Genomic DNA, 23,232 nt, shown 5'->3' with positions numbered 1-23,232 from the left:
TCTCGCTTTCGCGTTTCCCTTTCCGGCGGTTCCGACTCTATCAGATCCTTTTCGGTGTCTGACCCCCAGTCAGCGGGGTTTGTCTTCCCGGCCTCGCGGCCGTTCCGACGAGTGAGACTTTAGCGGATTCCTGGCCCCCGAAGCCAATCGGGGTTCCTGCGCTCTTTCGAACACGGATTCCTCATTTCGCAAATGCGCACAACGAAACATGCGACGCATGAGCGTCGATGTCGAGTGGGCCTTGCGGAATGGCTGTCCGGGGACCGACCGGAGTCGGCTCTCACGTCGGACAACTCGGAGAACATTACGCACCCTGGGAGGGGGTGTCAACCCCCTCCTGGGAAGAATCTTGGTGCGGGTCAGTCCTTCTTGCCGGAGGCCAGCTCACGGCTGCGGTCGCGGGCCGCTTCCAGGGCGGCGATGAGGGCGGCGCGCACGCCGTGGTTCTCCAGCTCGCGGATGGCGTTGATGGTCGTACCGGCCGGCGAGGTGACGTTCTCGCGGAGCTTGACCGGGTGCTCGCCGCTGTCGCGGAGCATCGTGGCGGCGCCGATGGCGGACTGGACGATCAGTTCGTGTGCCTTGTCGCGGGGCAGGCCGAGCAGGATGCCCGCGTCGGTCATGGCCTCGACCAGATAGAAGAAGTAGGCCGGGCCCGAGCCGGACAGGGCGGTGCAGGCGTCCTGCTGGTTCTCCGGGACGCGCAGGGTCTTGCCGACGGCGCCGAAGATCTCCTCGGCGGTGGCGAGGTGGGCGGCGGTGGCGTGGCTGCCCCCGGAGATGACGGACATGGCCTCGTCCACCAGGGCGGGCGTGTTCGTCATGACGCGTACGACCGGGGTGCCCTCGGTCAGGTGCTCCTCGATGAGCGAGGTAGGGATGCCGGCGGCGCCGCTGATGACCAGGCGGTCGGCGGGGACGTGCGGGGCCAGCTCGGCCAGGAGCGTGCCCATGTCCTGCGGCTTGACCGTGAGGATCAGGGTGTCGGCGGTCTTGGCGGCCTCGGTGTTGGTGACCGGGGTGACGCCGTGGCGGGCGTGGAGTTCTTCGGCGCGCTCGGGGCGGCGGGCGGTCACCAGGAGATCGGCGGGGGCCCAGCCCGCCCGGATCATTCCGCTGAGCAGGGCTTCGCCGATCTTGCCGGTGCCGAGGACTGCGACTTTCTGGCTCATGCGGTTCATCCTCGCACCGGGGGTGCCGGGTGCGAGGGGTTGTCCGGTGGGCGGACCCTCGCCTTCGTACAGGTAAGGGGGGACAGGGATCAGTCCGTGCGGCGGCGCAGGGTGGCGGCGCCCAGGGCGAGGACCAGGAGGGCGCAGCCCGCGACGATCAGGATGTCGCGGAGGAAGGTGGTCGTCGTGTCGGTGTGGTGGAGGACCTGGTTCATGCCGTCGACGGCGTAGGACATGGGGAGGACGTCGGAGACGGCTTCCAGGGCGGGGTGCATGTCGGGGCGGGGTGTGAAGAGGCCGCAGAGCAGGAGCTGGGGAAAGATCACCGCGGGCATGAACTGGACCGCCTGGAATTCCGAGGCCGCGAAGGCCGAGACGAAGAGACCGAGGGCCGTGCCGAGCAGGGCGTCCAGGAGTGCGACCAGGAGGAGCAGCCAGGGCGAGCCGGTGACGTCGAGGCCGAGGAACCAGACGGCGAGGCCGGTGGCGAGGGCGGACTGGACGACGGCGACGGCGCCGAAGGCGAGGGCGTAACCGGCGATCAGGTCGGCCTTGCCGAGGGGCATCGCTAGGAGGCGTTCCAGGGTGCCGGAGGTGCGTTCGCGCAGGGTGGCGATGGACGTCACCAGGAACATCGTGATCAGCGGGAAGATCCCGAGCAGGGACGCGCCGATGTTGTCGAAGGTGCGGGGGCTTCCGTCGAAGACGTAGCGCAGCAGGACCAGCATCAGGCAGGGGACCAGGAGCATCAGGGCGATGGTCCGGGGGTCGTGGCGGAGCTGGCGCAGGACGCGGGCGGCGGTGGCGGTGGTGCGGCCGACGTTCAGCGCGGACGCGGTCATGGTGCTCATCGGGTCGGCTCCTTGGTGCGGTCGGTGGCGGCGGCCTCGTCGACGAGGTGCAGGAAGGCGGCCTCGACGGTGTCCGTGCCGGTGCGGGTGCGCAGGTTCTCCGGGGTGTCGTCGGCCAGGACGCGCCCTTCGCGCATGAGGAGGAGGTGGTCGCAGCGCTCGGCCTCGTCCATGACGTGGGAGGAGACGAGGAGGGTGGTGCCCCGCTCGGCGGCGAGGGTGTGGAAGAGGGTCCACAGGTCGCGGCGGAGTACGGGGTCGAGGCCGACGGTCGGTTCGTCCAGGACGAGGAGTTCGGGGGTGCCGAGGAGGGCGACCGCGAGGGAGACGCGGCTGCGCTGGCCGCCGGAGAGGTTTCCGGCGAGGGCGTCGGCGTGGGAGGTGAGGTCCACGTCGGTGAGGGCGCGGGTGACGTGGGTGTGGCGCCGGTCGGCGGCGGCGCGGCCGGGGTCGAGGATCGCGGCGAAGTAGTCGAGGTTCTGGCGGACGGTGAGGTCGTCGTAGACGGAGGGGGCCTGGGTGACGTAGCCGACGCGGTGGCGCAGGGCGGGGTGCCCTGCCGGGTGGCCGAGGACGTCGAGGGTGCCGGTGACCCTGGCCTGGGTACCCGCGATGGCGCGCATCAGCGTGGACTTTCCGCAGCCGGAGGGGCCGAGGAGGCCGGTGATCCTGCCTCGGGGGACGGTGAAGCCGAGGTCGTGGAGGACGGTGCGGGGGCCGCGTACGACGGTGAGGGCGTCGGCGTGGACGGCGGGGGTCTGCGCCGGTGGGGGCTCGTCGTTCAGCACTTTATTCATCACGCGATGAATAATTCTCCCGCAGGGGGGTGCCGTCAAGGGCCCGGGTACGCGAAACGGCGGCCGGTACGGGTACCGGCCGCCGTTTCGCGTGGGTTTGCGGGCGTCAGGGCGTGACGGCGACGAGCAGATATACGTCGTACGTCTCCTCGACCACGCCGTCCGGGAAGACCTTCAGGAGGTGGGCGCGCTCCTCGGCCATGAAGGCGGTGCGGTCGTCCTGCGGGGTGAGGAGGAAGGCGGAGTGGCTGGCGATGTTGGCGAGGTGGACGTCGAGCGGGACGCGGCGGCTCCAGCGGACGACGCGGCGCTCGAAGTCGAGGAGGCCGCCGGGGTCGACCTGCCCGGTGCGGTCCGCCGCCTTGCGCTTCTCGGCGGGGATGTCGAGGCCGAAGAAGCGTCCGGCGCGGTCGGCGGCCTCGGAGATCCACTCGACGTCCACGGCGTCGACGTTCCACCACAGCGCGAGCGCGCCGCCGGGGCGCAGGACGCGCAGCGCTTCCGGAACCGAGCGGGCGGGGTCGGTCCAGTGCCACGCCTGGGCGTAGGTGATGAGGTCGGCGTGGGCGTCGGCGACCGGGAGGGCGTTGCCGTCGCCCCGGACCAGGGGGACGTCCGGCAGGGCCCGGCGGAACTCGGCGGCCATGCCCGCGCCCGGCTCGACCGCGAGGACGCGGGCGCCGCGCTCGTGCAGCAGGCGGCTCGCGATGCCGGTGCCCGCGCCCACGTCCACGGCCCGGGCCCCGGCCAGGGGGCGGCCGGACAGTTCCTCCAGCGCGTCCAGGAGGGCGGGCGGGTAGGAGGGGCGGTTCGCGGCGTACTGGGCGGCCGCGGCGTTGAAGGAGTGGGCGCGGGCGGAGGCGGGCGGCTCCTGGGCGGCTTCGCGTGTGGTCATGCCGACCATGGTGCGCGGGGTGGGGCGGGAGGGGACAGGGGATATCCGGGGGGGGCCGTATCCCTGGCTCCTTACTTGCCGTATCCCTGGCTCCTTACTTGCCGCGCTTTTTCTTCGCCGGGTTTCCGGTGCGGCGGGAGCGGGTGCGCTCGTATTCGGCGCGGGCCTTCTCGTATTCGGCGCGGGCGAGTTTTTCGCCGGGGGCCTCCAGGAAGGAGCGGCAGGCGTAGGCGACGAGCGCGCCGACGAAGCCGATGGTGAGGAGGCCGCGCAGGGAGGCCTGGCGGCCGGGGTCGGGGCGGCGTTCGTAGCTCTGCCAGGTGTTGCCGAAGGCGAGCGCGCTGCATACGGCGAACATGCCGACGACCAGGACGGTCACGAAGGAGCCGGTGCCCGCGATCTGGAGGCCCTGGTAGGCGAAGCGCAGGACCAGGCAGGAGACGGCGGCCGCGGCGACGGCGCCGAGCGCGGTGCCGGCGCGGCGGGCCGCGTAGCCGTTCGTGCGGTCCACCCAGGAGGTGCCGTAGAAGCGCAGGGGCTCGGGGCGGGGGCCCGCGTCGCCGCCCCCGGCGCGGGTCTCGGGGCTGGTGCCGGTTTCGTCGCTCACGGGGACGATTATGGCGGCCGGGGAGCGGCGGGCGGTGGGCCGGGTCAGGCGCAGCGGTTGGCGACGTAGCCGTCGCTGCCGGTGTGCACGTAGGCGTCGGAGACGAACTCGCCGGAGGCGATGTTGTCCCAGATGTTCGAGGTGCCGTAGTAGCCGTTGACGGTGGTGCCCGGGCTCTGGCAGTTGATGGTGACCTGGGCACCCTCGGGCAGGACGCGGATGAGGGCGTACCCGGTGCCGGGGCCGCTGCGGACGTTCAGGCGGACGCCCGGGGCGACGGAGTAGGACATGGTTTACCTCCCCCATGGCGCCCGCGGCGGGTCCGGGGCGCCGGTGAATGCTTCGGAAGCGGGTCTCCGTACAGACGTTCGGGACTCGTGTGCGGAGGTTAGCAAGCCTGAGCCGTGTCGCACGGGCGATCGACTAGGCTCCGAGCGACGCGCGCGCGACCGACAGCACGGGGGTGGTCCATGGCGCCACAGCGCAGTTCCGGACCCGGTGCGGAACCGGAACTTCCGGAGTACGCCGGTCACTACCACCTGGAGTCCCGGCTCGGCTCGGGCGGCATGGGTGTGGTGCACCTGGCCCGCAGTGGCTCCGGGATGCGGCTCGCGGTGAAGGTCGTACACGCCGAGTTCGCGCGGGACGACGAGTTCAGGGGGCGTTTCCGGCAGGAGGTGGCGGCGGCCCGGCGGGTCAGCGGTGCCTTCACCGCGCCCGTGGTGGACGCCGATCCGGAGGCCGACCGGCCCTGGATGGCGACGCTGTTCATCCCGGGCCCGACGCTCGCCGAGGAGGTCAAGCGGAACGGCCCGATGGAGCCCGGCGAGGTACGGCGGCTCATGGCCGGGCTCGCCGAGGCGCTGCGGGACATCCACCGGGTCGGCGTGGTGCACCGGGATCTCAAGCCGGGCAATGTGCTGCTCGCGGAGGACGGCCCGAAGGTCATCGACTTCGGCATCTCGCGCCCCAAGGACAGCGAACTGCGGACCGAGACCGGCAAGTTGATAGGGACGCCGCCGTTCATGGCGCCCGAGCAGTTCCGCCGGCCGCGTGAAGTGGGCCCGGCGGCGGACGTGTTCGCGCTCGGCTCGGTGATCGTGCACGCGGCGGCCGGGCGCGGTCCCTTCGACTCCGACAGCCCGTATGTCGTCGCGTACCAAGTGGTGCACGACGAACCGGATCTGACCGGGGTGCCCGCCAACCTCGTTCCCCTGGTGCTGCGTTGCCTGGCGAAGGAGCCCGAGGACCGGCCCACGCCCGACGAACTCATGCGCGCGCTGCGGTCGGTGGCGGCGTCCTACGACACGCAGGCGTTCATACCGGCTCAGCGGGACGGGGCGGGAACCGGCATGCCCGAAGCGGCTGCCGAGGAGGAGCCTCCGGGGCGCCTGCGGTGGTGGACCCGGGGACGGGTCGCCCTCGCGGCGGGCGCGCTCGCGGTGACGGCGGTCGCGGGAGCCGCCTCGGCGCAGTGGTCCGGCGGTGGGCGGGAGACGCCCCGGGTGCGTCCGATGGCCACCGAGGACCGGGTCACCGACTGGCGGTCCGCGTCGATCGTGCGGGACGCCGGAGCACTTCAATGCACTTACGGCGCGGGCCTGTTGCTCTGTGTCGCGCCGGGTACGGCGGCCGGGCTCGATCCGCGTGACGGCTCGGTGGCGTGGCGGCGCTCCTTCCCGGGCGCGCGGTGGAGCGATCCGCCGGCCGTCTCGGGCGGACTGCTCCAACTACGCGACCAGGAAGGCCGGGTGACGGCACTCGACCCGGCCTCGGGCGCCACACGGCTGCGACGGCAGCTCCCTCCGGACACCGGGGCGCGGTTCGCGGGCGGCACTCAGCTGGTGAGCCGCGCGGACGGCCGCGTCACCGGCGTGGACGGCGCGTCGGGGCGGGAGGTGTGGCACCGGTCGCTGCCCGACCATGTGCTGCCGAGCCTGGAGACCTTCGGCACGGACGCCGGGGACACGACCGCGTACGCGTCGGCCGTCGCCGCCGACGGGACCGGGACGCGGGTCACCGCGCTCGATCCCGCCTCGGGGGACGTGCGGTGGAGCGCCCGGCTGTCCGGTGTGCTCGAACCGGTGGGCGTCGAGGGCGGATTCGTCTACTTCCTCGACACCGACCCGGTCTACGGCGACACCGGCGCGGTGGTGCGCTACGGGGTGAAGTCCGGGACCGTGGAACGTACTTCGCTCACGACCCCCTTCCAGGACGCCCATGCCGTCGTACGGGACGGGGTGATGTATCTGCTCTCGGCGAGCGGCGGCCTCGACGCCGTGGACATGGGCGCGGGCAAGCGGCTGTGGCATCTGGAGACCTCGGTGAGCCGGGGCTCCCGGCTGGTCACCGACGGCCGGTATCTGTACTTCTCCACCGCCGACGGCCGGCTGCTCGCGGTGGACGCCCGCCACGGCAGCCTCGCGGGACAGACACTGCCGCGCTTCGGGGCGCGTACGGACCGGGTGGCGGCGGAGACACCGGTGCCGGTGCTGACGCGGGACACGGTGTACGCGTCCGCTCCGGACGGCACGGTGTTCGCCCGGAACACGCGCGACCCGTCGGGCTGGTGACGGCGAGGGGGGCCGGTGTCGCCCACCGGCCCCCCCTCGCTGTCACCGGGTCAGCCCAGGAGGCTCACGTCACGCACGGCGCCCCGGTCGGCGCTGGTGGCCATCGCGGCGTAGGCGCGCAGGGCGGCGGAGACCTTGCGGTCGCGGTTCGCGGGGGCGTAGACACCACCCAACTCCTCGTCGCGGCGGGCCAGTTCGGCGTCGTCCACGAGGAGCTCGATGGCGCGGTTCGGGATGTCGATGCGGATGCGGTCGCCGTCGCGGACCAGGGCGATGGTGCCGCCGGAGGCCGCCTCCGGGGAGGCATGGCCGATGGAGAGGCCCGAAGTGCCGCCGGAGAAGCGGCCGTCGGTGATCAGGGCGCAGGTTTTGCCGAGGCCGCGGCCCTTGAGGTACGAGGTCGGGTAGAGCATCTCCTGCATGCCGGGGCCGCCCTTGGGGCCCTCGTAGCGGATGACGACCACGTCGCCGTCCTTGACCTCCTGGGTGAGGATGCGGCGGACGGCCTCCTCCTGGGACTCGCAGACCACGGCCGGGCCCTCGAAGGTCCACACCGACTCGTCGACACCGGCGGTCTTCACCACGCAGCCGTCGACGGCGAGGTTGCCCCTGAGGACCGCGAGGCCGCCGTCCTTGGAGTAGGCGTGCTCGGCGGAGCGGATGCAGCCGCCCTCGGCGTCGTCGTCCAGGGAGTCCCAGCGCTCGGACTGGGAGAAGGCCTCGGCGGAGCGGACGCAGCCGGGCGCCGCGTGCCACAGCTCGACGGCCTCCGGGGAGGGCGAACCGCCGCGCACGTCCCAGGTCTTGAGCCAGTCGGAAAGGGACGGGCTGTGCACCGCGTGCACGTCCTCGTTGAGCAGTCCGGCGCGGTGCAGTTCGCCGAGGAGGGCGGGGATGCCGCCCGCGCGGTGCACGTCCTCCATGTAGTACGTGCGGTTCTTCGCGACGTTGGGCGCGACCTTGGCCAGGCACGGGACGCGGCGGGAGACGGCGTCGATCTGCTCCAGGCCGAAGGGGACGCCCGCCTCCTGGGCGGCGGCGAGCAGGTGCAGGATCGTGTTCGTCGAGCCGCCCATGGCGATGTCCAGCGCCATCGCGTTCTCGAACGCCTGGAAGGAGGCGATCGCGCGGGGCAGGACCGTCTCGTCGTCCTGCTCGTAGTAGCGGCGGGTGATGTCCATGACCGTGCGGGCGGCGTCCTCGTACAGGCCCTTGCGGGCCGTGTGCGTGGCGAGGACCGAGCCGTTGCCCGGCAGGGAGAGGCCGATGGCCTCGGTCAGGCAGTTCATCGAGTTGGCGGTGAACATGCCGGAACAGCTGCCGCAGGTCGGGCAGGCGTTCTCCTCGATACGGAGGATGTCCTCGTCGGAGATCTTGTCGTTGACCGCGTCGGAGATCGCGTCGACCAGGTCCAGGGTGCGCACGGTGCCGTCGACCAGGGTGGCGCGGCCGGACTCCATGGGGCCGCCGGAGACGAAGACCGTCGGGATGTTCAGGCGCAGCGCGGCCATCAGCATGCCCGGGGTGATCTTGTCGCAGTTGGAGATGCAGATCAGGGCGTCGGCGCAGTGGGCCTCGACCATGTACTCCACCGAGTCCGCGATCAGGTCGCGGGAGGGCAGGGAGTAGAGCATTCCGCCGTGGCCCATGGCGATGCCGTCGTCGACGGCGATGGTGTTGAACTCGCGCGGGATGCCGCCCGCCTCACGGATCGCCTCGCTGACGATCCGGCCGACCGGCTGGAGGTGGGTGTGGCCGGGGACGAACTCGGTGAAGGAGTTGGCCACGGCGATGATCGGCTTCCGGCCGATGTCCGCACCGGGTACACCCGAGGCACGCATAAGGGCGCGGGCACCCGCCATGTTGCGTCCGTGGGTGACTGTGCGGGACCTCAGCTCGGGCATCGTCGCTCGCTCCTTCAAGGAATGACGGGTCAGAGAGGCTTCTGACTGCTGCCGAGAGTACGCCCGTCATCCAGCTCTCGGGACGATGTGTCCGGAATGCGGGACGGATGTCTTGCCGCGGGGTCCATCGCCGGGCCCCCGGCCTCACTCCCCCGTGAGATGTCCCTGCACCACCGGCGCCAGCCGCGCCACGATCCGCTCCACGTCCGCCGAGGCCAGCGGCTCCACCTTGATCACGTACCGGAGCATGGCCGTACCGACCAGCTGCGCGGCCGCCAGTTCGGCGCGCAGTTCGGCGTCGGGGCCGCCGAGGCGGTCCGCGATGCGGTGCAGCAGCTGGGCGGCGACCAGGCGGCGGAAGACGGCGGCGGCGGCCTCGTTGTTCACCGCCGAGCGGACGATGGCGAGCAGCGGGGCACGGGTCGCGGGGTTCTCCCAGACACCGAAGACAAAGCGGGTGAACCGCTCCCCCACCGTGTCCAGCGGGCCCTCCGCGATGGCGTCCGGGGCGGCGAGGGCGGGCGCGAAGGAGACCGTGACGGCCGCCTCGAAGATCTGGTCCTTGGTGCCGAAGTAGTGGTGGACCAGCGCGGAGTCGACCCCGGCGGCCTTGGCGATGCCGCGTACGGACGTCTTCTCGTAGCCGCGCTCGGAGAACTCCTCGCGGGCCGCGGCGAGGATGCGGTCGCGGGTGTCGCCGGACTCGGTGCGCGGGGGCCGTCCCCGGCGGCGCCCGGTGCCGTCGCTCACGGACCGGGCACCCGGGCGTCGGCCGCGAGGTGGCGGCGGGTGAAGTCCAGGGCCTCGGCGAGGTCCGCCTCGCGCTCGGCGCTGGACATCGCGCGGCGGGTGTTGACCTCCAGGACGACATGGCCGTCGAAGCCGGTGCGGGTCAGCCGGTCGAGGAGCTCGGCGCAGGGCTGGTTGCCCCGGCCCGGCACCAGGTGCTCGTCCTTGGCGGAGCCGCGCCCGTCGGCGAGGTGGACGTGGCCGAGCCGGTCGCCCATGCGGTCGAGCATGTCGAGCGCGCTGGTGCGGGCGGTGGCGGTGTGGCTGAGGTCGATCGTGAAGTGCCGGTAGTCGTCCTTGGTGACGTCCCACTCGGGGGCGTAGGCGAGCATCTCGCGGTCGCGGTAGCGCCAGGGGTACATGTTCTCGACGGCGAACCGCACGTCCGTCTCGTCGGCCATGCGCCAGACGCCCTCGACGAACTCGCGGGCGTACTGCCGCTGCCAGCGGAAGGGCGGGTGGACGACGACGGTGGAGGCACCCAGCTTCTCGGCGGCCGACTGCGCGCGGCGCAGCTTGGTCCACGGGTCGGTGGACCAGACCCGCTGGGTGATCAGCAGACAGGGCGCGTGCACGGCGAGGATCGGCACGCCATGGTGGTCGGAGAGCCTGCGCAGCGCCTCGATGTCCTGGCTGACGGGATCGGTCCAGACCATCACCTCGACACCGTCGTACCCGAGGCGCCCGGCCATCTCGAAGGCCGTCGCCGTCGACTCCGGGTAGACGGAGGCCGTCGACAGGGCGACCTTCACGTCCCTTGGTTCAGCCACGGGGACACCTTACGGGGTGGGGTACGGGGGGTGCGGGGGTGTCCCCTGGACGGGGGCGGAGGTACGGGGACCGGTGGGCGCCGCAGGGTGGGCGGAGGTACGGGGACTGGTGGCGGCCCCGGAAAGGGGCCGGGGTGATGGTGAGCGGCTGCCGAAGCGGGGTGGGCGGAGCCTGGACGGCGGCACGGGAGCGGCGGGCGCCACCGAGGCGGGAGCGGGGCGTGGGAGTGGGGGCGTGGGCACGGGATCGCCGGGCGGCCACGGGGAGAAGGAAGGCGCGGTCGTCGGGCTGGAGCGGCCGGCCGGAGCCGGGGCCGGGGCACTGACGGCGGGCGCCGCCGGGCCGGAGCGGGCGTGGGCACGGGATCGCCGGGCGGCCCGGAGCGAGGGCGGGCACGGTCGCCGGGGTGAGGCGGGCGGCGGCGGTACGGGTCCGGCAGGTGCCGCCGGGTGGGACGGCGGAAGCCGGTCGACGGCGGCCGAGCCGGGACGCGGTGGGAGCGACGACGCGGGGCCGCCGGTCGCCCACCGGACAGGGCCGACGCCCCGAGATCGCCCCGAGACGGAGCGGACGCCACCGCAGGCTCAAGGCGGCCGGGCGGCACCGGCGACGGGGGCCGTACGACGGCGTGACCTCACCCGGGCGGGGGCCGGCCGACGGCGTGGCCTCACCCGGCAGGCACCGGCCGACGCGCACCCTCCCGCCACCGCACCGGCAGCCGAACCTCACCCGGCACGCGCGGCGGAGCCGTACCTCACCCCACGCCCATGTGGTCAAGGCGGCGCAGGATCACGCCCTCGCGCAGGGCCCACGGGCAGATCTCCAGGCTCTCCACGCCGAAGAGGTCCATCGCGCCCTCGGCGACCAGGGCGCCGGCGAGGAGCTGGCCGGAGCGGGAGTCGGAGACGCCGGGGAGTTCGGCGCGCTGGTCGGCGGACATGGCGGCCAGGCGCGGCACCCATGCCTCCAGGGACTCGCGCTTCAGCTCCCGCTGGACGTAGAGGCCGTCGGCGTCGCGTGCGGCGCCCGCGAGACGGGCCAGCTGCTTGAAGGTCTTGGAGGTGGCGACCACGTGGTCGGGGGCGCCGTGGCGGACGAACTCCCCGACCGTGCGGGCGATCTCCGTACGGACGTGACGGCGCAGGGCGCGGACGGAGTCCGGGTCGGGCGGGTCGCCCGGCAGCCAGCCCGCGGTGAGGCGGCCCGCGCCGAGCGGCAGGGAGACGGCCGCGTCCGGCTCCTCGTCCAGGCCGTAGGCGACCTCCAGGGAGCCGCCGCCGATGTCGAGGACCAGCAGCTTGCCCGCGGACCAGCCGAACCAGCGGCGCACCGCGAGGAAGGTGAGCCGCGCCTCCTCGGCCCCGCTGAGTACCTGGAGCCGTACGCCGGTCTCGGCCTCGACCCGGGCGAGCACGTCGTCGGCGTTGCGGGCGTCGCGCACGGCGGAGGTCGCGAAGGGCAGCAGGTCCTCCACGCCCTTGTCCTCGGCCGCCTCCAGCGCCTCCCGTACGACCGCCACGAGCCGGTCGATCCCCTCGGCCCCGATGGCCCCGTCCCCGTCGAGCAGCTGGGCCAGCCGGAGGTCGGCCTTGTGCGAATGCGCGGGCAGCGGGCGGGCGCCGGGATGGGCGTCCACCACCAGCAGATGCACCGTGTTCGAACCCACGTCCAGGACACCGAGTCTCATGTACGGAACGCTACTGCCAATACCTCCACCGACGGCCCCGATCAGGGGTTCCGTCCACTTACCCTGGACCCGTGCCAAAGACGAAAAAGGCGAAGGACGAGAAGACCGCCAAGCACGACAAGGCGGACAAAGTGTCCAAGAGGCGCAAGGACGCCGCGCCGGTGGACGACGAGCAGGGGCTCGACTTCGCGCGGGCGTGGGTGGAGTTCCCCGACCCGGCGGACGACGAGCAGGTCTTCCGCTGCGACCTGACCTGGCTGACCTCACGCTGGAACTGCATCTTCGGCAGCGGCTGCCAGGGCATCCAGGCGGGCCGCGCGGCCGACGGCTGCTGCTCGCTGGGCGCGCACTTCTCCGACGAGGACGACGAGAAGCGGGTCGCGGAGAACGTGGCCCGGCTGACCCCGGACATCTGGCAGCACCACGACGAGGGACAGCGCGGCGGCTGGATCGCCGAGGACGACGAGGGCTCCCGGCAGACCCGCCCCTTCCAGGGCTCCTGCATCTTCCAGAACCGCCCCGGCTTCTCCGGCGGCGCGGGCTGCTCGCTGCACATCCTGGCCCTGAAGGAGGGCCGCGAGCCGCTGGAGACCAAGCCGGACGTGTGCTGGCAGCTGCCGATCCGGCGGACGTACGACTGGATCGACCGCCCGGACGACACCCGGGTCCTCCAGGTGTCCATCGGCGAGTACGACCGCCGCGGCTGGGGTCCGGGCGGCCACGACCTGCACTGGTGGTGCACGTCGGCCACCTCGGCGCACGGCGCGGGCGACCCGGTCTACGTCTCCTACCGGGCCGAGCTGACCGAGCTGATGGGCAAGGCGGGCTACGACCGTCTTGTCGAGCTGTGCGAACAGCGGCTGGCCTCGCGGCTGCCGCTGGTGGCCCCGCACCCGGCGGACCCGGCGCGGCCGGGCGAGACGGACTGAGGGCACTTTTTGATCAAGGCCGGCTGAGCGGGCCCCGTCCACCCGGCGGACCCCCGCTCAGTCGGCCTCCGGGACCGAAGGGGCCTCGTCGGGAGGCGTCGGGGTCTCGGGCGGCGACGGGGGCGAGGTCTCCGTGTCCGACGGCTCCGGGCTCGGGCTCTCGCTCGGCGGGGGCTCGCTGGTGGGCGGGTCCGTGGCCGGCGGCGGGGTCGGGGAGGCCGGGGGCGTGCTGCTGGGCGGGGCCGAGGTCGGTGGCGGGGTCGTACGGGCCCGGCCGTACCCGGTGATGGTGACGACCGCGCCCGCCGGGGCGACGGCGACCCGGGCGCGCCAGTGTCCGGCGGGTTCGCGCAGGTGGTCCACGTACACCCGGACCGTGAGCGCCTCGCCGGGGGCGAGGGTGCCCGAGGAGCGGCTGAGGTAGAGCCAGGGCTGCCGGGTGGTGGCGGACCAGCGGACGGGGCCCGAGCCGGAGGCGCGCAGGGTGATCAGTGTGGTGTCGCCCTCGGTGGCCGCGCCGACGGTGAGCTGCCCGGCGCCCTTCTTGCCCGCGCCGGAGACACTGACCACCTCGACGGAGACGTCCGGGTCGGCCTGGCCGCTCGGCCGGGGCGCGGGTGTCACGCTCGCATTGCCCGCGTTCTCGTACGCCCCCGAGCGGTCGCCGTCGAGTGCGTCCGGGCCGCTCGCGCCGGGCGCGGTGGTCGGGCGGCCGTCGCCGGCGACGGGGGCGCTCCGGTAGGCGGCCCACAGGGCGAGGACCGGCGCGGCGACCACGGTGGCGACCACGGTCGTGGTGACGGCACGCGCGCGCAGCCGGTCGCGGCGGGCCGCGCGGTCCTTGGGGTCCATGGGGAAGCCGCGCCGGTCGAAGCGCGGTACGGCGGCTCCCCGCGCGCGGGAGTGGCCCGCGAGCGCCGCGTGCAGGGCGGTGCGGGGTGCCTGGAGGACGGGCAGTTCGGCGGGGGTGACCGTGGCGCCGGGCCAGCGGCCGGGCACCGCGCGCTCGGCGGTACGGCGGCAGCGCGGGCAGTCGTCGACGTGCCGGACCAGCTCGCGGCGCAGGGCCGCACTGAGGACCAGTCGGCTGTCGCCGGTCAGATGGGCCACGCTCGGGCAGCCGCCGGTCTCGACCACGGCGAGCGCGGCGCGGGTGCGCTCGACCTCGCAGGCGGCGGAGGCGAGCAGGTCGCGGGCGGCGGCGGGCTCCAGGCCGAGCACGGCGGCGACCTCGGGGGCGGCGAGCCGGTGCCGGACGGCCAGCTCCAGGGCCTCGCGCTGCTCGGGCGTCGTACCGGCCGCCTCCGGCCAGGCGAGCAGGGCGAGTTCGCGGCGGCGGCGCTCCTGGACCTCCGGGGCGGGCTGCGGCGCGACGGGCCCGGCGGGTCCGGCGCCGGGGGCCGGGCGGCCCGCCGCGTGGGTGGTCTGCCGGGTGCGGCGGGCCTCGGCGAGTCCGCGCAGACAGGCCCAGCGGGCCAGCGCGTACAGCCAGGCCCTGCGGTCGGCGCTGGTCCGGGGGACGCGCGGGCCGCGCCGCTCGGCGAGGGCGAGGACCTCGCCGAGGGCGGCGGTGGCCGCGTCGTGGTCGCAGAGGACCGAGAGGCAGTAGGTGAACAGACCATCCAGATACGGCTCGTGGCACGCCGAGGGCCGCCGGGCGACGTTGCGCGCGGCGGCTCGGTCACGCGCCTCCCGGTGCGCCCGGTGTGCGCCGGTGGTGCGGGTCGTGGTCTCCGGACTGCTGCTCCTCACCTGTGCGACCGTAGGCGCCCGCGGAGTGCCCCTTCTTGCACCTTGAGCACTTTTAATCCATACGGGTGAAACGATCCCTCATAAGGGGACACGGATGCTCCGCCCGGCGGCTCCCGACCGGAGCATCGGGACGGACCGCGGGCCACCCGCGTGCACCCGGACGCCCCGTGTGCGCCCCCGGGCGACGGGTGCCGGCGGAAGCACGCGGGGGCGTTGTCAGTGGGGCGGACTACGGTGTGCGCATGGCTGCCCGTACCAAGACCACCAAGGACCGTCCGTCCTACCGCTGCACCGAGTGCGGCTGGCAGACGGCCAAGTGGCTCGGCCGCTGCCCCGAGTGCCAGGCATGGGGGACGGTCGAGGAGTACGGCACGCCCGCGGTGCGGACGACGGCCCCCGGCCGGGTCACCAGCTCCGCGCTGCCCATCGGACAGGTCGACGGCCGCCAGGCCACCGCCCGCCCCACCGGCGTGCCCGAGCTGGACCGCGTGCTCGGCGGCGGACTCGTGCCCGGCGCGGTCGTGCTGCTCGCGGGCGAGCCCGGCGTCGGCAAGTCGACCCTGCTGCTCGACGTGGCGGCCAAGTCGGCGAGCGAGGAGCACAAGACCCTCTACGTCACCGGTGAGGAGTCCGCGAGCCAGGTCCGGCTGCGCGCGGACCGCATCGGCGCCCTGGACGACCACCTGTATCTCGCCGCCGAGACCGATCTGGCCGCCGTTCTCGGCCACTTGGACGCGGTGAAGCCCTCGCTGCTGATCCTGGACTCGGTGCAGACGGTCGCCTCCCCGGAGATCGACGGCGCCCCCGGCGGCATGGCCCAGGTCCGCGAGGTGGCCGGCGCCCTGATCCGCGCCTCCAAGGAACGCGGCATGTCCACGCTGCTCGTCGGCCATGTCACCAAGGACGGCGCGATCGCGGGCCCGCGCCTCCTCGAGCACCTGGTGGACGTCGTCCTGCACTTCGAGGGCGACCGGCACGCCCGGCTGCGTCTGGTCCGGGGCGTCAAGAACCGCTACGGCGCGACGGACGAGGTCGGCTGCTTCGAGCTGCACGACGAGGGCATCACCGGACTCGCCGACCCCAGCGGCCTGTTCCTGACCCGGCGCGCCGAGCCGGTGCCGGGCACGTGTCTGACCGTGACCCTGGAGGGCCGCCGCCCGCTGGTGGCCGAGGTGCAGGCGCTGACCGTGGACTCGCAGATCCCCTCCCCGCGCCGGACCACCTCGGGCCTGGAGACCTCGCGGGTGTCGATGATGCTGGCGGTGCTCGAACAGCGCGGCCGGATCAGCGCGCTCGGCAAGCGGGACATCTACTCCGCGACCGTGGGCGGGGTGAAGCTCTCCGAGCCCGCCGCCGACCTCGCCATCGCGCTCGCGCTGGCCTCCGCCGCCAGTGACACCCCGTTGCCGAAGAACCTCGTGGCGATCGGCGAGGTCGGTCTCGCCGGTGAGGTCAGACGGGTCACGGGCGTCCAGCGCAGGCTCGCGGAGGCGCACCGGCTGGGCTTCACACACGCGCTGGTCCCCGGCGATCCGGGGAAGGTACCGGCCGGGATGAAGGTGCTTGAGGTGGCGGACATGGGCGACGCGCTGCGGGTGCTGCCCCGCTCGCGTCGCCGGGAGGCCCCTCGGGAGGCGGAGGAGCGCCGGTAGACTTTGTGCAGGTCTCGCCCGTCCGTACGAAACGCGCGTCGGACGGGAGCGCGTCAGAACCTGCGACCGGAGGAGTGCAGTGGCAGCCAACGACCGGGCAGCAGCTCCCGGAAAGTCCGGTGGGAGTGCCGGTCCCGATGGCCTGATGCGCGCCTCGCTGAGCGCCGTGGCTCCTGGTACGGCCCTGCGCGACGGTCTGGAACGGGTCCTGCGCGGCAACACCGGCGGCCTGATCCTGCTCGGCTGGGACAAGACGGTCGAGGCGATGTGCACCGGCGGCTTCGTCCTTGACGTGGAGTTCACCGCGACCCGGCTGCGCGAGCTGTGCAAGCTCGACGGCGGCATCGTGCTCTCCTCGGACCTCTCCAAGATCCTGCGCGCCGGGGTGCAGCTGGTCCCGGACCACACCATCCCCACCGAGGAGACGGGCACCCGGCACCGCACCGCCGACCGCGTCTCCAAGCAGGTCGGCTTCCCGGTCGTCTCCGTCTCCCAGTCGATGCGTCTGATCGCGCTCTACGTCGACGGTCAGCGCCGGGTCCTGGAGGACTCGGCCGCGATCCTCTCCCGCGCGAACCAGGCGCTGGCCACCCTGGAGCGGTACAAGCTCCGCCTGGACGAGGTCGCGGGCACGCTGTCCGCCCTGGAGATCGAGGACCTGGTCACCGTCCGGGACGTGTCCGCGGTCGCGCAGCGCCTTGAGATGGTCCGGCGGATCGCCACCGAAATCGCCGAGTACGTGGTCGAGTTGGGCACGGACGGGCGTCTTCTCGCGCTCCAGCTGGAGGAGTTGATCGCGGGGGTCGAGCCGGATCGCGAGCTGGTCGTACGGGACTACGTGCCCGAGCCGACGGCCAAGCGGTCGCGGACGGTGGAGGAGGCGCTGTCCGAGCTCAACGCGCTGACCCATGCGGAGTTGCTTGAACTGGGAACCGTGGCGCGGGGGTTGGGGTACACCGCGTCTCCCGAGTCGCTGGACTCGTCCGTGTCGCCCCGGGGATTCCGGCTGCTGGCGAAGGTCCCTCGGCTGCCCGGTGCGATCATCGATCGGCTGGTGGAGCACTTCGGCGGCTTGCAGAAGCTGCTCGCCGCCAGCGTGGATGATCTTCAGGCTGTGGACGGGGTGGGGGAGGCTCGGGCTCGTAGTGTGCGGGAGGGGCTCTCGCGGCTGGCCGAGTCTTCGATTCTTGAGCGGTACGTCTAGGTTTTTTGCGGTTCGTTTTCGGGTGCGGGTCCGTTGTGGCTGGTCGCGCGCACGCGGCGGTAGCCGCATATCGACACAGCCCCGCGCCCCTAAAAACAACCAGTTGCCCGCGCCGCTTAAAAACGCCAGTTGCCCCAGCTGAAAACGCCAGTTGCCCCGCCCCTTGCCTGCAAGAACCCCTAGTCCGCCGACAGTACGAACGACGTCTGCGTCTTCGTGAAGCCTGACGCCTTCGCCTCCAGCAAGTACGTGCCCGGCTTCGCCTTGTTCGGCTGGGGGGTTTCGCACTTCGGGGTGGTCTGGGCTCGGTCCCACTTCACCGTGTAGGTGATGCTCTGGCCGGCCGGGACCTTGAAGACGAGGCTCGTCGCGCCCTTGGGGCAGTCGTCGGAGGACCAGAAGGGGTCGTCGCCGTCGGCCGGGGTGATCGTCAGGACCGCGCTCTTGGGGCCGAGGTCGGTCTTGCAGGCGGCGGAGCCGGTGTTCTTGACGACCAGTTCGAAGGTCGGGGTCTGGTCGGGCGAGTAGGAGTTGTGGACGCTGCGCAGGCTCAGGGTGACCGCGCCGGGGGCGCAGTCGGGCAGCGAGGAGGAGGCGGGGATCGTGTCGGACGTACCGACACCGCCGCCGGAGGAGCCCGTACCGCCCGAGCCGGAACCCGAGCCCCCGGTGTCCGAGCCGTCGCCGGAACCGGAACCGTCGCCGCCGTCCGAGCCGGAGCCTCCGGAACTCGAGCCGGAGTCGGAGCCGCCGGAACCGTCGCCGCCGCTCGACTCGTCGCGCCCGCCGGGGTGTTGGCTGATCGCGGGGCCGGAGGAGGAGGGTCCGGGGGTGATGGTGGACGCGGGATTCTTGCCGTTGGAGCCGTCGGCGTTCTTCTTGCCGCCACCGCCGCCGGACGTGACGATCCAGGTGACCAGGAGCGCCAACACGGCGACCACGGACACCAGTACGACCCTCCGTCGCCAGTAGATGGACGAGGGAAGCGGCCCGATCGGATTGCGCAGAGATCCCACGAGCGAACTCTACGAGAGATCACCCCGCCGGGCGGCGTCCCCCGCCGCCCCGATGCCAACTTTTCCGGATCATCATCCCGGCAACTGCCGTCAGGGATCGGCCTCTTGCGGGCGAACCGACGCTCCGTGCGCGGACGGTCACCGATGATGACCGCGCGAGCCGTGGCAGGATCGAAGGGTCATGACTGAGAAGCTGCACACCCCCGTGATCGCCTGGTTCGACGTCCACGCCCGCGACCTCCCCTGGCGCCGCCCGGAGGCGGGGCCGTGGGGCGTGATGGTCAGCGAGTTCATGCTCCAGCAGACCCCGGTGAACCGGGTGCTGCCCGTCTACGAGCAGTGGCTGGCCCGCTGGCCGCGCCCGGCCGACCTCGCCAAGGAGGCGCCCGGCGAGGCCGTGCGCGCCTGGGGGCGGCTCGGCTATCCCCGCCGCGCGCTCCGGCTGCACGGCGCGGCCGTGGCCATAACGGAGCGGCACGGCGGTGACGTACCCACCGACCACGCCCAGCTCCTCGCGCTGCCCGGCATCGGCGAGTACACGGCCGCCGCCGTGGCCTCCTTCGCCTACGGCCAGCGGCACGCGGTCCTCGACACCAATGTGCGCCGGGTCTTCGCGCGCGCGGTGACGGGCGTCCAGTACCCGCCGAACGCGACCACGGCCGCCGAGCGGCGCCTGGCGCGCGAGCTGCTGCCCGAGGACGAGAGGACGGCCGCGCGCTGGGCCGCCGCCTCCATGGAGCTGGGCGCGCTGGTGTGCACGGCGAAGAACGAGGGCTGCGGAAGCTGCCCGATCTCGGCGCAGTGCGCCTGGCGGCTCGCGGGCAAGCCGGAGCACGACGGGCCGCCGCGGCGCGGGCAGACGTACGCCGGTACGGACCGGCAGGTGCGCGGGAAGCTGCTCGCGGTGCTGCGGGAGGCACATGTGCCGGTGCCGCAGGCGGCCCTCGACCGGGTGTGGCACGAGCCGGTGCAGCGGGCCCGGGCGCTGGACGGGCTCGTGACGGACGGTCTCGTGGAGCCGCTCGCGGGCGGGCTCTACCGGCTGCCGCTGAGCTGACGCACCGGTACGTCACAGGTTTCGGGTCCGCATGACGGAACCGGCGGACCGGCAAATCGTCGCAAATGCAGATGAGTCGGCCGCCCTCCGTGTCCCGGGCCTGCTTCCGTTACACAACCGACGTACAGCCGAGCGCCGACCGCAGGCTGCTCCGCACAGCCCCGTGACAACAGATCCGTAGTTTTCTCCCGTGCCCGGCGGACCACCGGGCCGCACACGGCAGGCATGAGCCTGGGCGGGACAACGGGGATACGGAGGCGGTCGATCATGGCGCAGGGCGAGGTGCTCGAGTTCGAGGAGTACGTCCGCACCCGGCAGGACGCGCTGCTGCGCAGCGCGCGCCGGCTGGTTCCGGACCCCGTGGATGCCCAGGACCTGCTCCAGACGGCGCTGGTGCGGACGTACGGCCGCTGGGAGGGCATCGCGGACAAGCGGCTCGCGGACGCCTATCTGCGCCGGGTCATGATCAACACCCGGACCGAGTGGTGGCGGGCGCGCAAGCTGGAGGAGATCCCCACCGAGCAGCTCCCCGACGCGAGCGTGGACGACGCCACCGATCAGTACGCCGACCGCTCGCTGCTGATGGACATCATGAAGGTGCTGGCGCCCAAGCAGCGCAGTGTCGTGGTGCTGCGACACTGGGAGCAGATGTCCACGGAGGAGACGGCCGCGGCCCTCGGCATGTCGACGGGCACGGTCAAGAGCACGCTGCACCGGGCGCTCGCCCGGCTCCGCGAGGAGCTGGAGGCCCGCGATCTGGACGCACGCGCGCTGGAGCGTGAGGAGCGGGAGCGTTGCGCGGCCTGAGCGGCGGCGGGGCCGGTGCGGCCCGGCGGAGTTCACGGGCGGTGATCACGGCTGCGGCCGCGCTCACCGCCGTCGCCCTTTTCGCCGCCGCGTGCGGCACCGGGGGCACCGGCGCGCGGGACGAGGGCCCGGCACACGCCTCGGCGGTGGCCGGGGCGGCCTCCCCGTCGCCGAGTCCGGCCGGTACGTACAAGCGGGTGGACGCGGTGCGGCTGCTGAAGGCCGACCCGGGGGTCTCGGCGGCGGTGAAGAAGGAACTGAAGCCGTGCGCCGGGGACGACTACCCGGTGGACGTCTCCTACGGGGATCTGACCGGCGGGACCCGGTACGACGTCGTGATCAACGTGCTGACCTGCACGGACGCGGTCGGGATCGGGTCATACGTGTACCGGGAGACGGGCGGCTCGTACAAGAACGTCTTCCGGACCGAGGAGTCGCCGGTCTACGCGGAGATCGACCAGGGTGTGCTGAGCGTGACCAAGCAGGTGTACCGGAAGGGAGACCCCATCTCCAGCCCGTCCGGCGAGGACGTGATCCCGTACCGGTGGAAGACCGGCCGGTTCGTGCAGGGCAAGCCGGTCCACACCGACTACAGCGGTGCCGTCGGCGGGCAGCCCAGCCCCGTCCCGGACAACTGACGCCCCCCACCGAGCCCCCACGAGACGGAGAGCACCCCGGATGCCAGAGCAGACCCACGTCCTGTTCGTCGAGGACGACGACGTCATCCGTGAGGCCACCCAGCTCGCCCTGGAGCGGGACGGCTTCGCGGTGACCGCCATGCCGGACGGGCTGTCCGGTCTGGAGGCGTTCCGGTCCGACCGGCCGGACATCGCGCTCCTGGACGTGATGGTGCCGGGCCTGGACGGGGTGAGCCTGTGCCGCCGTATCCGGGACGAGTCGACGGTGCCGGTGATCATGCTCTCGGCGCGGGCCGACTCCATCGACGTGGTCCTCGGCCTGGAGGCGGGCGCCGACGACTATGTGACCAAGCCGTTCGACGGGGCGGTGCTGGTGGCCCGCATCCGGGCGGTGCTGCGCCGCTTCGGGCACGCCGGGCACGCGGACGGTCCGGGGACCGAGGCTCATTCCGACGGAATACTGGCCTTCGGGGAGCTGGAGATCGACACCGAGGGCATGGAGGTGCGCCGGGCCGGGCAGCCGGTGGCGCTCACCCCGACCGAGATGCGGCTGCTCCTTGAGTTCTCCGGCGCGCCGGGCACCGTGCTCTCCCGCGACAAGCTGCTGGAGCGGGTGTGGGAGTACGGCTGGGGCGGGGACACCCGGGTCGTGGACGTGCATGTGCAGCGGCTGCGGCAGAAGATCGGCCAGGACCGGATCGAGACGGTCCGCGGCTTCGGCTACAAGCTGCGGGCCTGAGCGGAGCCGACATGCCGGGATTCATCCGGCGCCCGGTGCGGCGCGTGGCGGGAGTGGGCCTCAGAACGGGGCTGCGGTGGAAGCTGAGCGCGGCGATCGCGCTGGTCGCGGGCCTGGTGGCGATCGGGCTGAGCCTGGTCGTGCACAACGCGGCCCGGGTCTCCATGCTGGACAACGCCCGTGACCTCGCCAACCAGCGGGTGCAGATCGCCCAGCGCAACTACGAGCTGTCCGGGCGGCCCAACTTCCCCAACATCAGGATCGACGACCCCCGGCTGCCGGGCCCGCTGCGGGAGAAGGTCGAGGAGGGGCGCCGGGCCAGCTACGTCAGCGACCAGGGCAGCGGCGAGCCGGACATCTGGGCGGCGGTGCCGGTCAAGGGCGGGCATGTGCTGTCCCTGCACAGCTCCTTCCCGGACCGCTCGACCGACGTCCTGACCGACCTCGACCAGGCGCTGGTCATCGGCTCCATCGCGGTGGTGCTCGGCGGCAGCGCGCTCGGCGTGCTGATCGGCGGCCAGCTCTCCCGGCGGCTGCGCAAGGCGGCGGCCGCCGCGAACCAGGTCGCCAAGGGCGAGACGGACGTACGCGTCCGGGAGGCCATCGGCGGAGTCGTACGGGACGAGACCGACGACCTCGCGCGCGCGGTCGACGCCATGGCGGACGCCCTCAAGCAGCGGCTGGAGGCCGAGCGGCGGGTCACCGCCGACATCGCGCACGAGCTGCGCACGCCCGTGACGGGTCTGCTGACGGCCGCCGAGCTGCTGCCGCCCGGGCGGCCCACGGAGCTGGTCCTGGACCGCGCCAAGGCCATGCGCACCCTCGTGGAGGACGTGCTGGAGGTGGCCCGCCTCGACGGCGCCTCCGAGCGGGCCGAGCTGCAGGACCTCATGCTGGGCGAGTTCGTCGCCCGGCGGGTGACCGCCAAGGACCCGGACGTCGTCGTACGGGTGGTGCACGAGTCGGAGGTCACCACGGACCCCCGACGCCTTGAGCGGGTGCTGTTCAACCTGCTCGCGAACGCCGCCCGGCACGGCAGGCCGCCCATCGAGGTGACCGTCGAGGGCCGGGTGATCCGCATCCGCGACCACGGCCCCGGTTTCCCGGAGGAGCTGCTCGCCGAGGGCCCGCTCCGCTTCCGCACCGGCAGCGAGGACCGCTCCGGGCAGGGCCACGGGCTGGGTCTGACCATCGCGGCGGGCCAGGCGCGGGTGCTGGGCGCCCGGCTCACCTTCCGCAACGTACGTCCCCCGGGCGCGCCGCCGGGCGTCCCCTCCGAGGGCGCGGTCGCGGTGCTGTGGCTGCCCGAGCACGCGCCGACGAACACGGGGAGCTATCCGGTGCTGCCGCCGTCCGGGGGCGTCGGCTGAGTCCCGGCGCACGAAAGGCCGT

At 73.0% G+C, this 23,232-nt stretch carries 21 protein-coding genes; 9 read left to right on the top strand and 12 right to left on the bottom strand.

Annotated elements, in window-relative coordinates:
* Positions 1 to 359 precede the first annotated feature (359 nt).
* From proC to AB0E91_RS12085, 6 genes are all read right to left on the bottom strand, one after another.
* A complete protein-coding gene (gene proC / locus AB0E91_RS12110) occupies positions 360 to 1,172 on the bottom strand; it encodes a pyrroline-5-carboxylate reductase (RefSeq protein WP_361113159.1) in 813 nt (270 codons plus the stop codon).
* A gap of 89 nt (positions 1,173 to 1,261) precedes the next feature.
* Entirely contained in the window at positions 1,262 to 2,023 is a 762-nt protein-coding gene (locus AB0E91_RS12105) for an ABC transporter permease (RefSeq protein ID WP_361779019.1), read from the bottom strand.
* Positions 2,020 to 2,820 carry an ABC transporter ATP-binding protein gene (locus AB0E91_RS12100; RefSeq protein WP_361779016.1) on the bottom strand — a complete coding sequence of 267 codons (801 nt, stop codon included), beginning with the start codon at positions 2,818 to 2,820 and terminating at the stop codon, positions 2,020 to 2,022. The genes AB0E91_RS12105 and AB0E91_RS12100 overlap by 4 nt, the downstream gene beginning before the upstream one ends.
* Positions 2,821 to 2,926: 106 nt before the next feature.
* Complete coding sequence (locus AB0E91_RS12095; protein WP_361779013.1) at positions 2,927 to 3,724, bottom strand: class I SAM-dependent methyltransferase; 798 nt, start codon at positions 3,722 to 3,724, stop codon at positions 2,927 to 2,929.
* Positions 3,725 to 3,809: 85 nt separating this feature from the next.
* Positions 3,810 to 4,322, bottom strand: a complete 513-nt coding sequence (locus AB0E91_RS12090; protein ID WP_361779010.1) for an EamA/RhaT family transporter — start codon at positions 4,320 to 4,322, stop codon at positions 3,810 to 3,812.
* A gap of 44 nt (positions 4,323 to 4,366) precedes the next feature.
* Positions 4,367 to 4,612 carry an SH3 domain-containing protein gene (locus tag AB0E91_RS12085; RefSeq protein ID WP_361779007.1) on the bottom strand — a complete coding sequence of 82 codons (246 nt, stop codon included), beginning with the start codon at positions 4,610 to 4,612 and terminating at the stop codon, positions 4,367 to 4,369.
* Between the two features lie 180 nt (positions 4,613 to 4,792).
* Between AB0E91_RS12085 and AB0E91_RS12080 the strand changes: the two genes are divergently transcribed.
* A complete protein-coding gene (locus AB0E91_RS12080; protein ID WP_361779004.1) occupies positions 4,793 to 6,895 on the top strand; it encodes a serine/threonine-protein kinase in 2,103 nt (700 codons plus the stop codon).
* A gap of 50 nt (positions 6,896 to 6,945) precedes the next feature.
* On the opposite strand, the gene ilvD is transcribed toward AB0E91_RS12080, so the two are convergent.
* From ilvD to AB0E91_RS12060, 4 genes are all read right to left on the bottom strand, one after another.
* Positions 6,946 to 8,799 carry a dihydroxy-acid dehydratase gene (gene ilvD, locus AB0E91_RS12075; RefSeq protein WP_361779001.1) on the bottom strand — a complete coding sequence of 618 codons (1,854 nt, stop codon included), beginning with the start codon at positions 8,797 to 8,799 and terminating at the stop codon, positions 6,946 to 6,948.
* A gap of 144 nt (positions 8,800 to 8,943) precedes the next feature.
* Complete coding sequence (locus tag AB0E91_RS12070; RefSeq protein WP_361778998.1) at positions 8,944 to 9,549, bottom strand: TetR family transcriptional regulator; 606 nt, start codon at positions 9,547 to 9,549, stop codon at positions 8,944 to 8,946.
* Positions 9,546 to 10,280, bottom strand: a complete 735-nt coding sequence (locus tag AB0E91_RS12065) for a sugar phosphate isomerase/epimerase (RefSeq protein WP_361779086.1) — start codon at positions 10,278 to 10,280, stop codon at positions 9,546 to 9,548. The genes AB0E91_RS12070 and AB0E91_RS12065 overlap by 4 nt, the downstream gene beginning before the upstream one ends.
* A gap of 833 nt (positions 10,281 to 11,113) precedes the next feature.
* Positions 11,114 to 12,046 carry a Ppx/GppA phosphatase family protein gene (locus AB0E91_RS12060; protein ID WP_361778995.1) on the bottom strand — a complete coding sequence of 311 codons (933 nt, stop codon included), beginning with the start codon at positions 12,044 to 12,046 and terminating at the stop codon, positions 11,114 to 11,116.
* Positions 12,047 to 12,117: 71 nt separating this feature from the next.
* On the opposite strand from AB0E91_RS12060, the gene AB0E91_RS12055 reads away from it, so the two are divergent.
* On the top strand, positions 12,118 to 12,975 hold the full coding sequence (locus tag AB0E91_RS12055) for a hypothetical protein (RefSeq protein ID WP_361778992.1): 858 nt from the start codon (positions 12,118 to 12,120) through the stop codon (positions 12,973 to 12,975).
* A 57-nt stretch (positions 12,976 to 13,032) separates the two neighbouring features.
* Here the strand turns inward: AB0E91_RS12055 and AB0E91_RS12050 are convergent, their stop codons facing one another.
* The gene (locus tag AB0E91_RS12050; RefSeq protein WP_361778990.1) at positions 13,033 to 14,727 is read right to left on the bottom strand and encodes a hypothetical protein; all 1,695 of its coding nucleotides are present in this window, start codon (positions 14,725 to 14,727) and stop codon (positions 13,033 to 13,035) included.
* A 242-nt stretch (positions 14,728 to 14,969) separates the two neighbouring features.
* Here AB0E91_RS12050 and radA point away from each other — a divergent pair, with 242 nt between their 5' ends.
* Complete coding sequence (radA, locus tag AB0E91_RS12045) at positions 14,970 to 16,379, top strand: DNA repair protein RadA (protein ID WP_361778987.1); 1,410 nt, start codon at positions 14,970 to 14,972, stop codon at positions 16,377 to 16,379.
* 79 nt (positions 16,380 to 16,458) lie between these two features.
* On the top strand, positions 16,459 to 17,583 hold the full coding sequence (gene disA, locus AB0E91_RS12040; protein WP_361778984.1) for a DNA integrity scanning diadenylate cyclase DisA: 1,125 nt from the start codon (positions 16,459 to 16,461) through the stop codon (positions 17,581 to 17,583).
* Positions 17,584 to 17,762: 179 nt separating this feature from the next.
* Here the strand turns inward: disA and AB0E91_RS12035 are convergent, their stop codons facing one another.
* Positions 17,763 to 18,599, bottom strand: a complete 837-nt coding sequence (locus AB0E91_RS12035) for a hypothetical protein (protein WP_361778981.1) — start codon at positions 18,597 to 18,599, stop codon at positions 17,763 to 17,765.
* 181 nt (positions 18,600 to 18,780) lie between these two features.
* Here AB0E91_RS12035 and AB0E91_RS12030 point away from each other — a divergent pair, with 181 nt between their 5' ends.
* The 5 genes from AB0E91_RS12030 (at position 18,781) to cseC (ending at position 23,210) form a co-directional block, all read left to right on the top strand.
* The gene (locus tag AB0E91_RS12030) at positions 18,781 to 19,656 is read left to right on the top strand and encodes an A/G-specific adenine glycosylase (protein WP_361778978.1); all 876 of its coding nucleotides are present in this window, start codon (positions 18,781 to 18,783) and stop codon (positions 19,654 to 19,656) included.
* A 267-nt stretch (positions 19,657 to 19,923) separates the two neighbouring features.
* The gene (locus tag AB0E91_RS12025) at positions 19,924 to 20,463 is read left to right on the top strand and encodes a SigE family RNA polymerase sigma factor (RefSeq protein ID WP_361778975.1); all 540 of its coding nucleotides are present in this window, start codon (positions 19,924 to 19,926) and stop codon (positions 20,461 to 20,463) included.
* Complete coding sequence (locus tag AB0E91_RS12020; RefSeq protein WP_361778972.1) at positions 20,451 to 21,101, top strand: hypothetical protein; 651 nt, start codon at positions 20,451 to 20,453, stop codon at positions 21,099 to 21,101. The genes AB0E91_RS12025 and AB0E91_RS12020 overlap by 13 nt, the downstream gene beginning before the upstream one ends.
* A 40-nt stretch (positions 21,102 to 21,141) precedes the next feature.
* The gene (gene cseB, locus AB0E91_RS12015) at positions 21,142 to 21,840 is read left to right on the top strand and encodes a two-component system response regulator CseB (protein WP_361778969.1); all 699 of its coding nucleotides are present in this window, start codon (positions 21,142 to 21,144) and stop codon (positions 21,838 to 21,840) included.
* 11 nt (positions 21,841 to 21,851) lie between these two features.
* The gene (gene cseC / locus AB0E91_RS12010; protein WP_361778966.1) at positions 21,852 to 23,210 is read left to right on the top strand and encodes a two-component system sensor histidine kinase CseC; all 1,359 of its coding nucleotides are present in this window, start codon (positions 21,852 to 21,854) and stop codon (positions 23,208 to 23,210) included.
* Positions 23,211 to 23,232 lie beyond the last annotated feature (22 nt).

Origin of the sequence: Streptomyces sp. NPDC026659, assembly GCF_040638245.1 — a bacterium.
In the GTDB taxonomy this organism is placed as follows: Bacteria; Actinomycetota; Actinomycetes; order Streptomycetales; family Streptomycetaceae; genus Streptomyces.
Note: the sequence above shows the minus strand (reverse complement) of the source record. Positions and strands in the feature narration are given on the sequence as shown.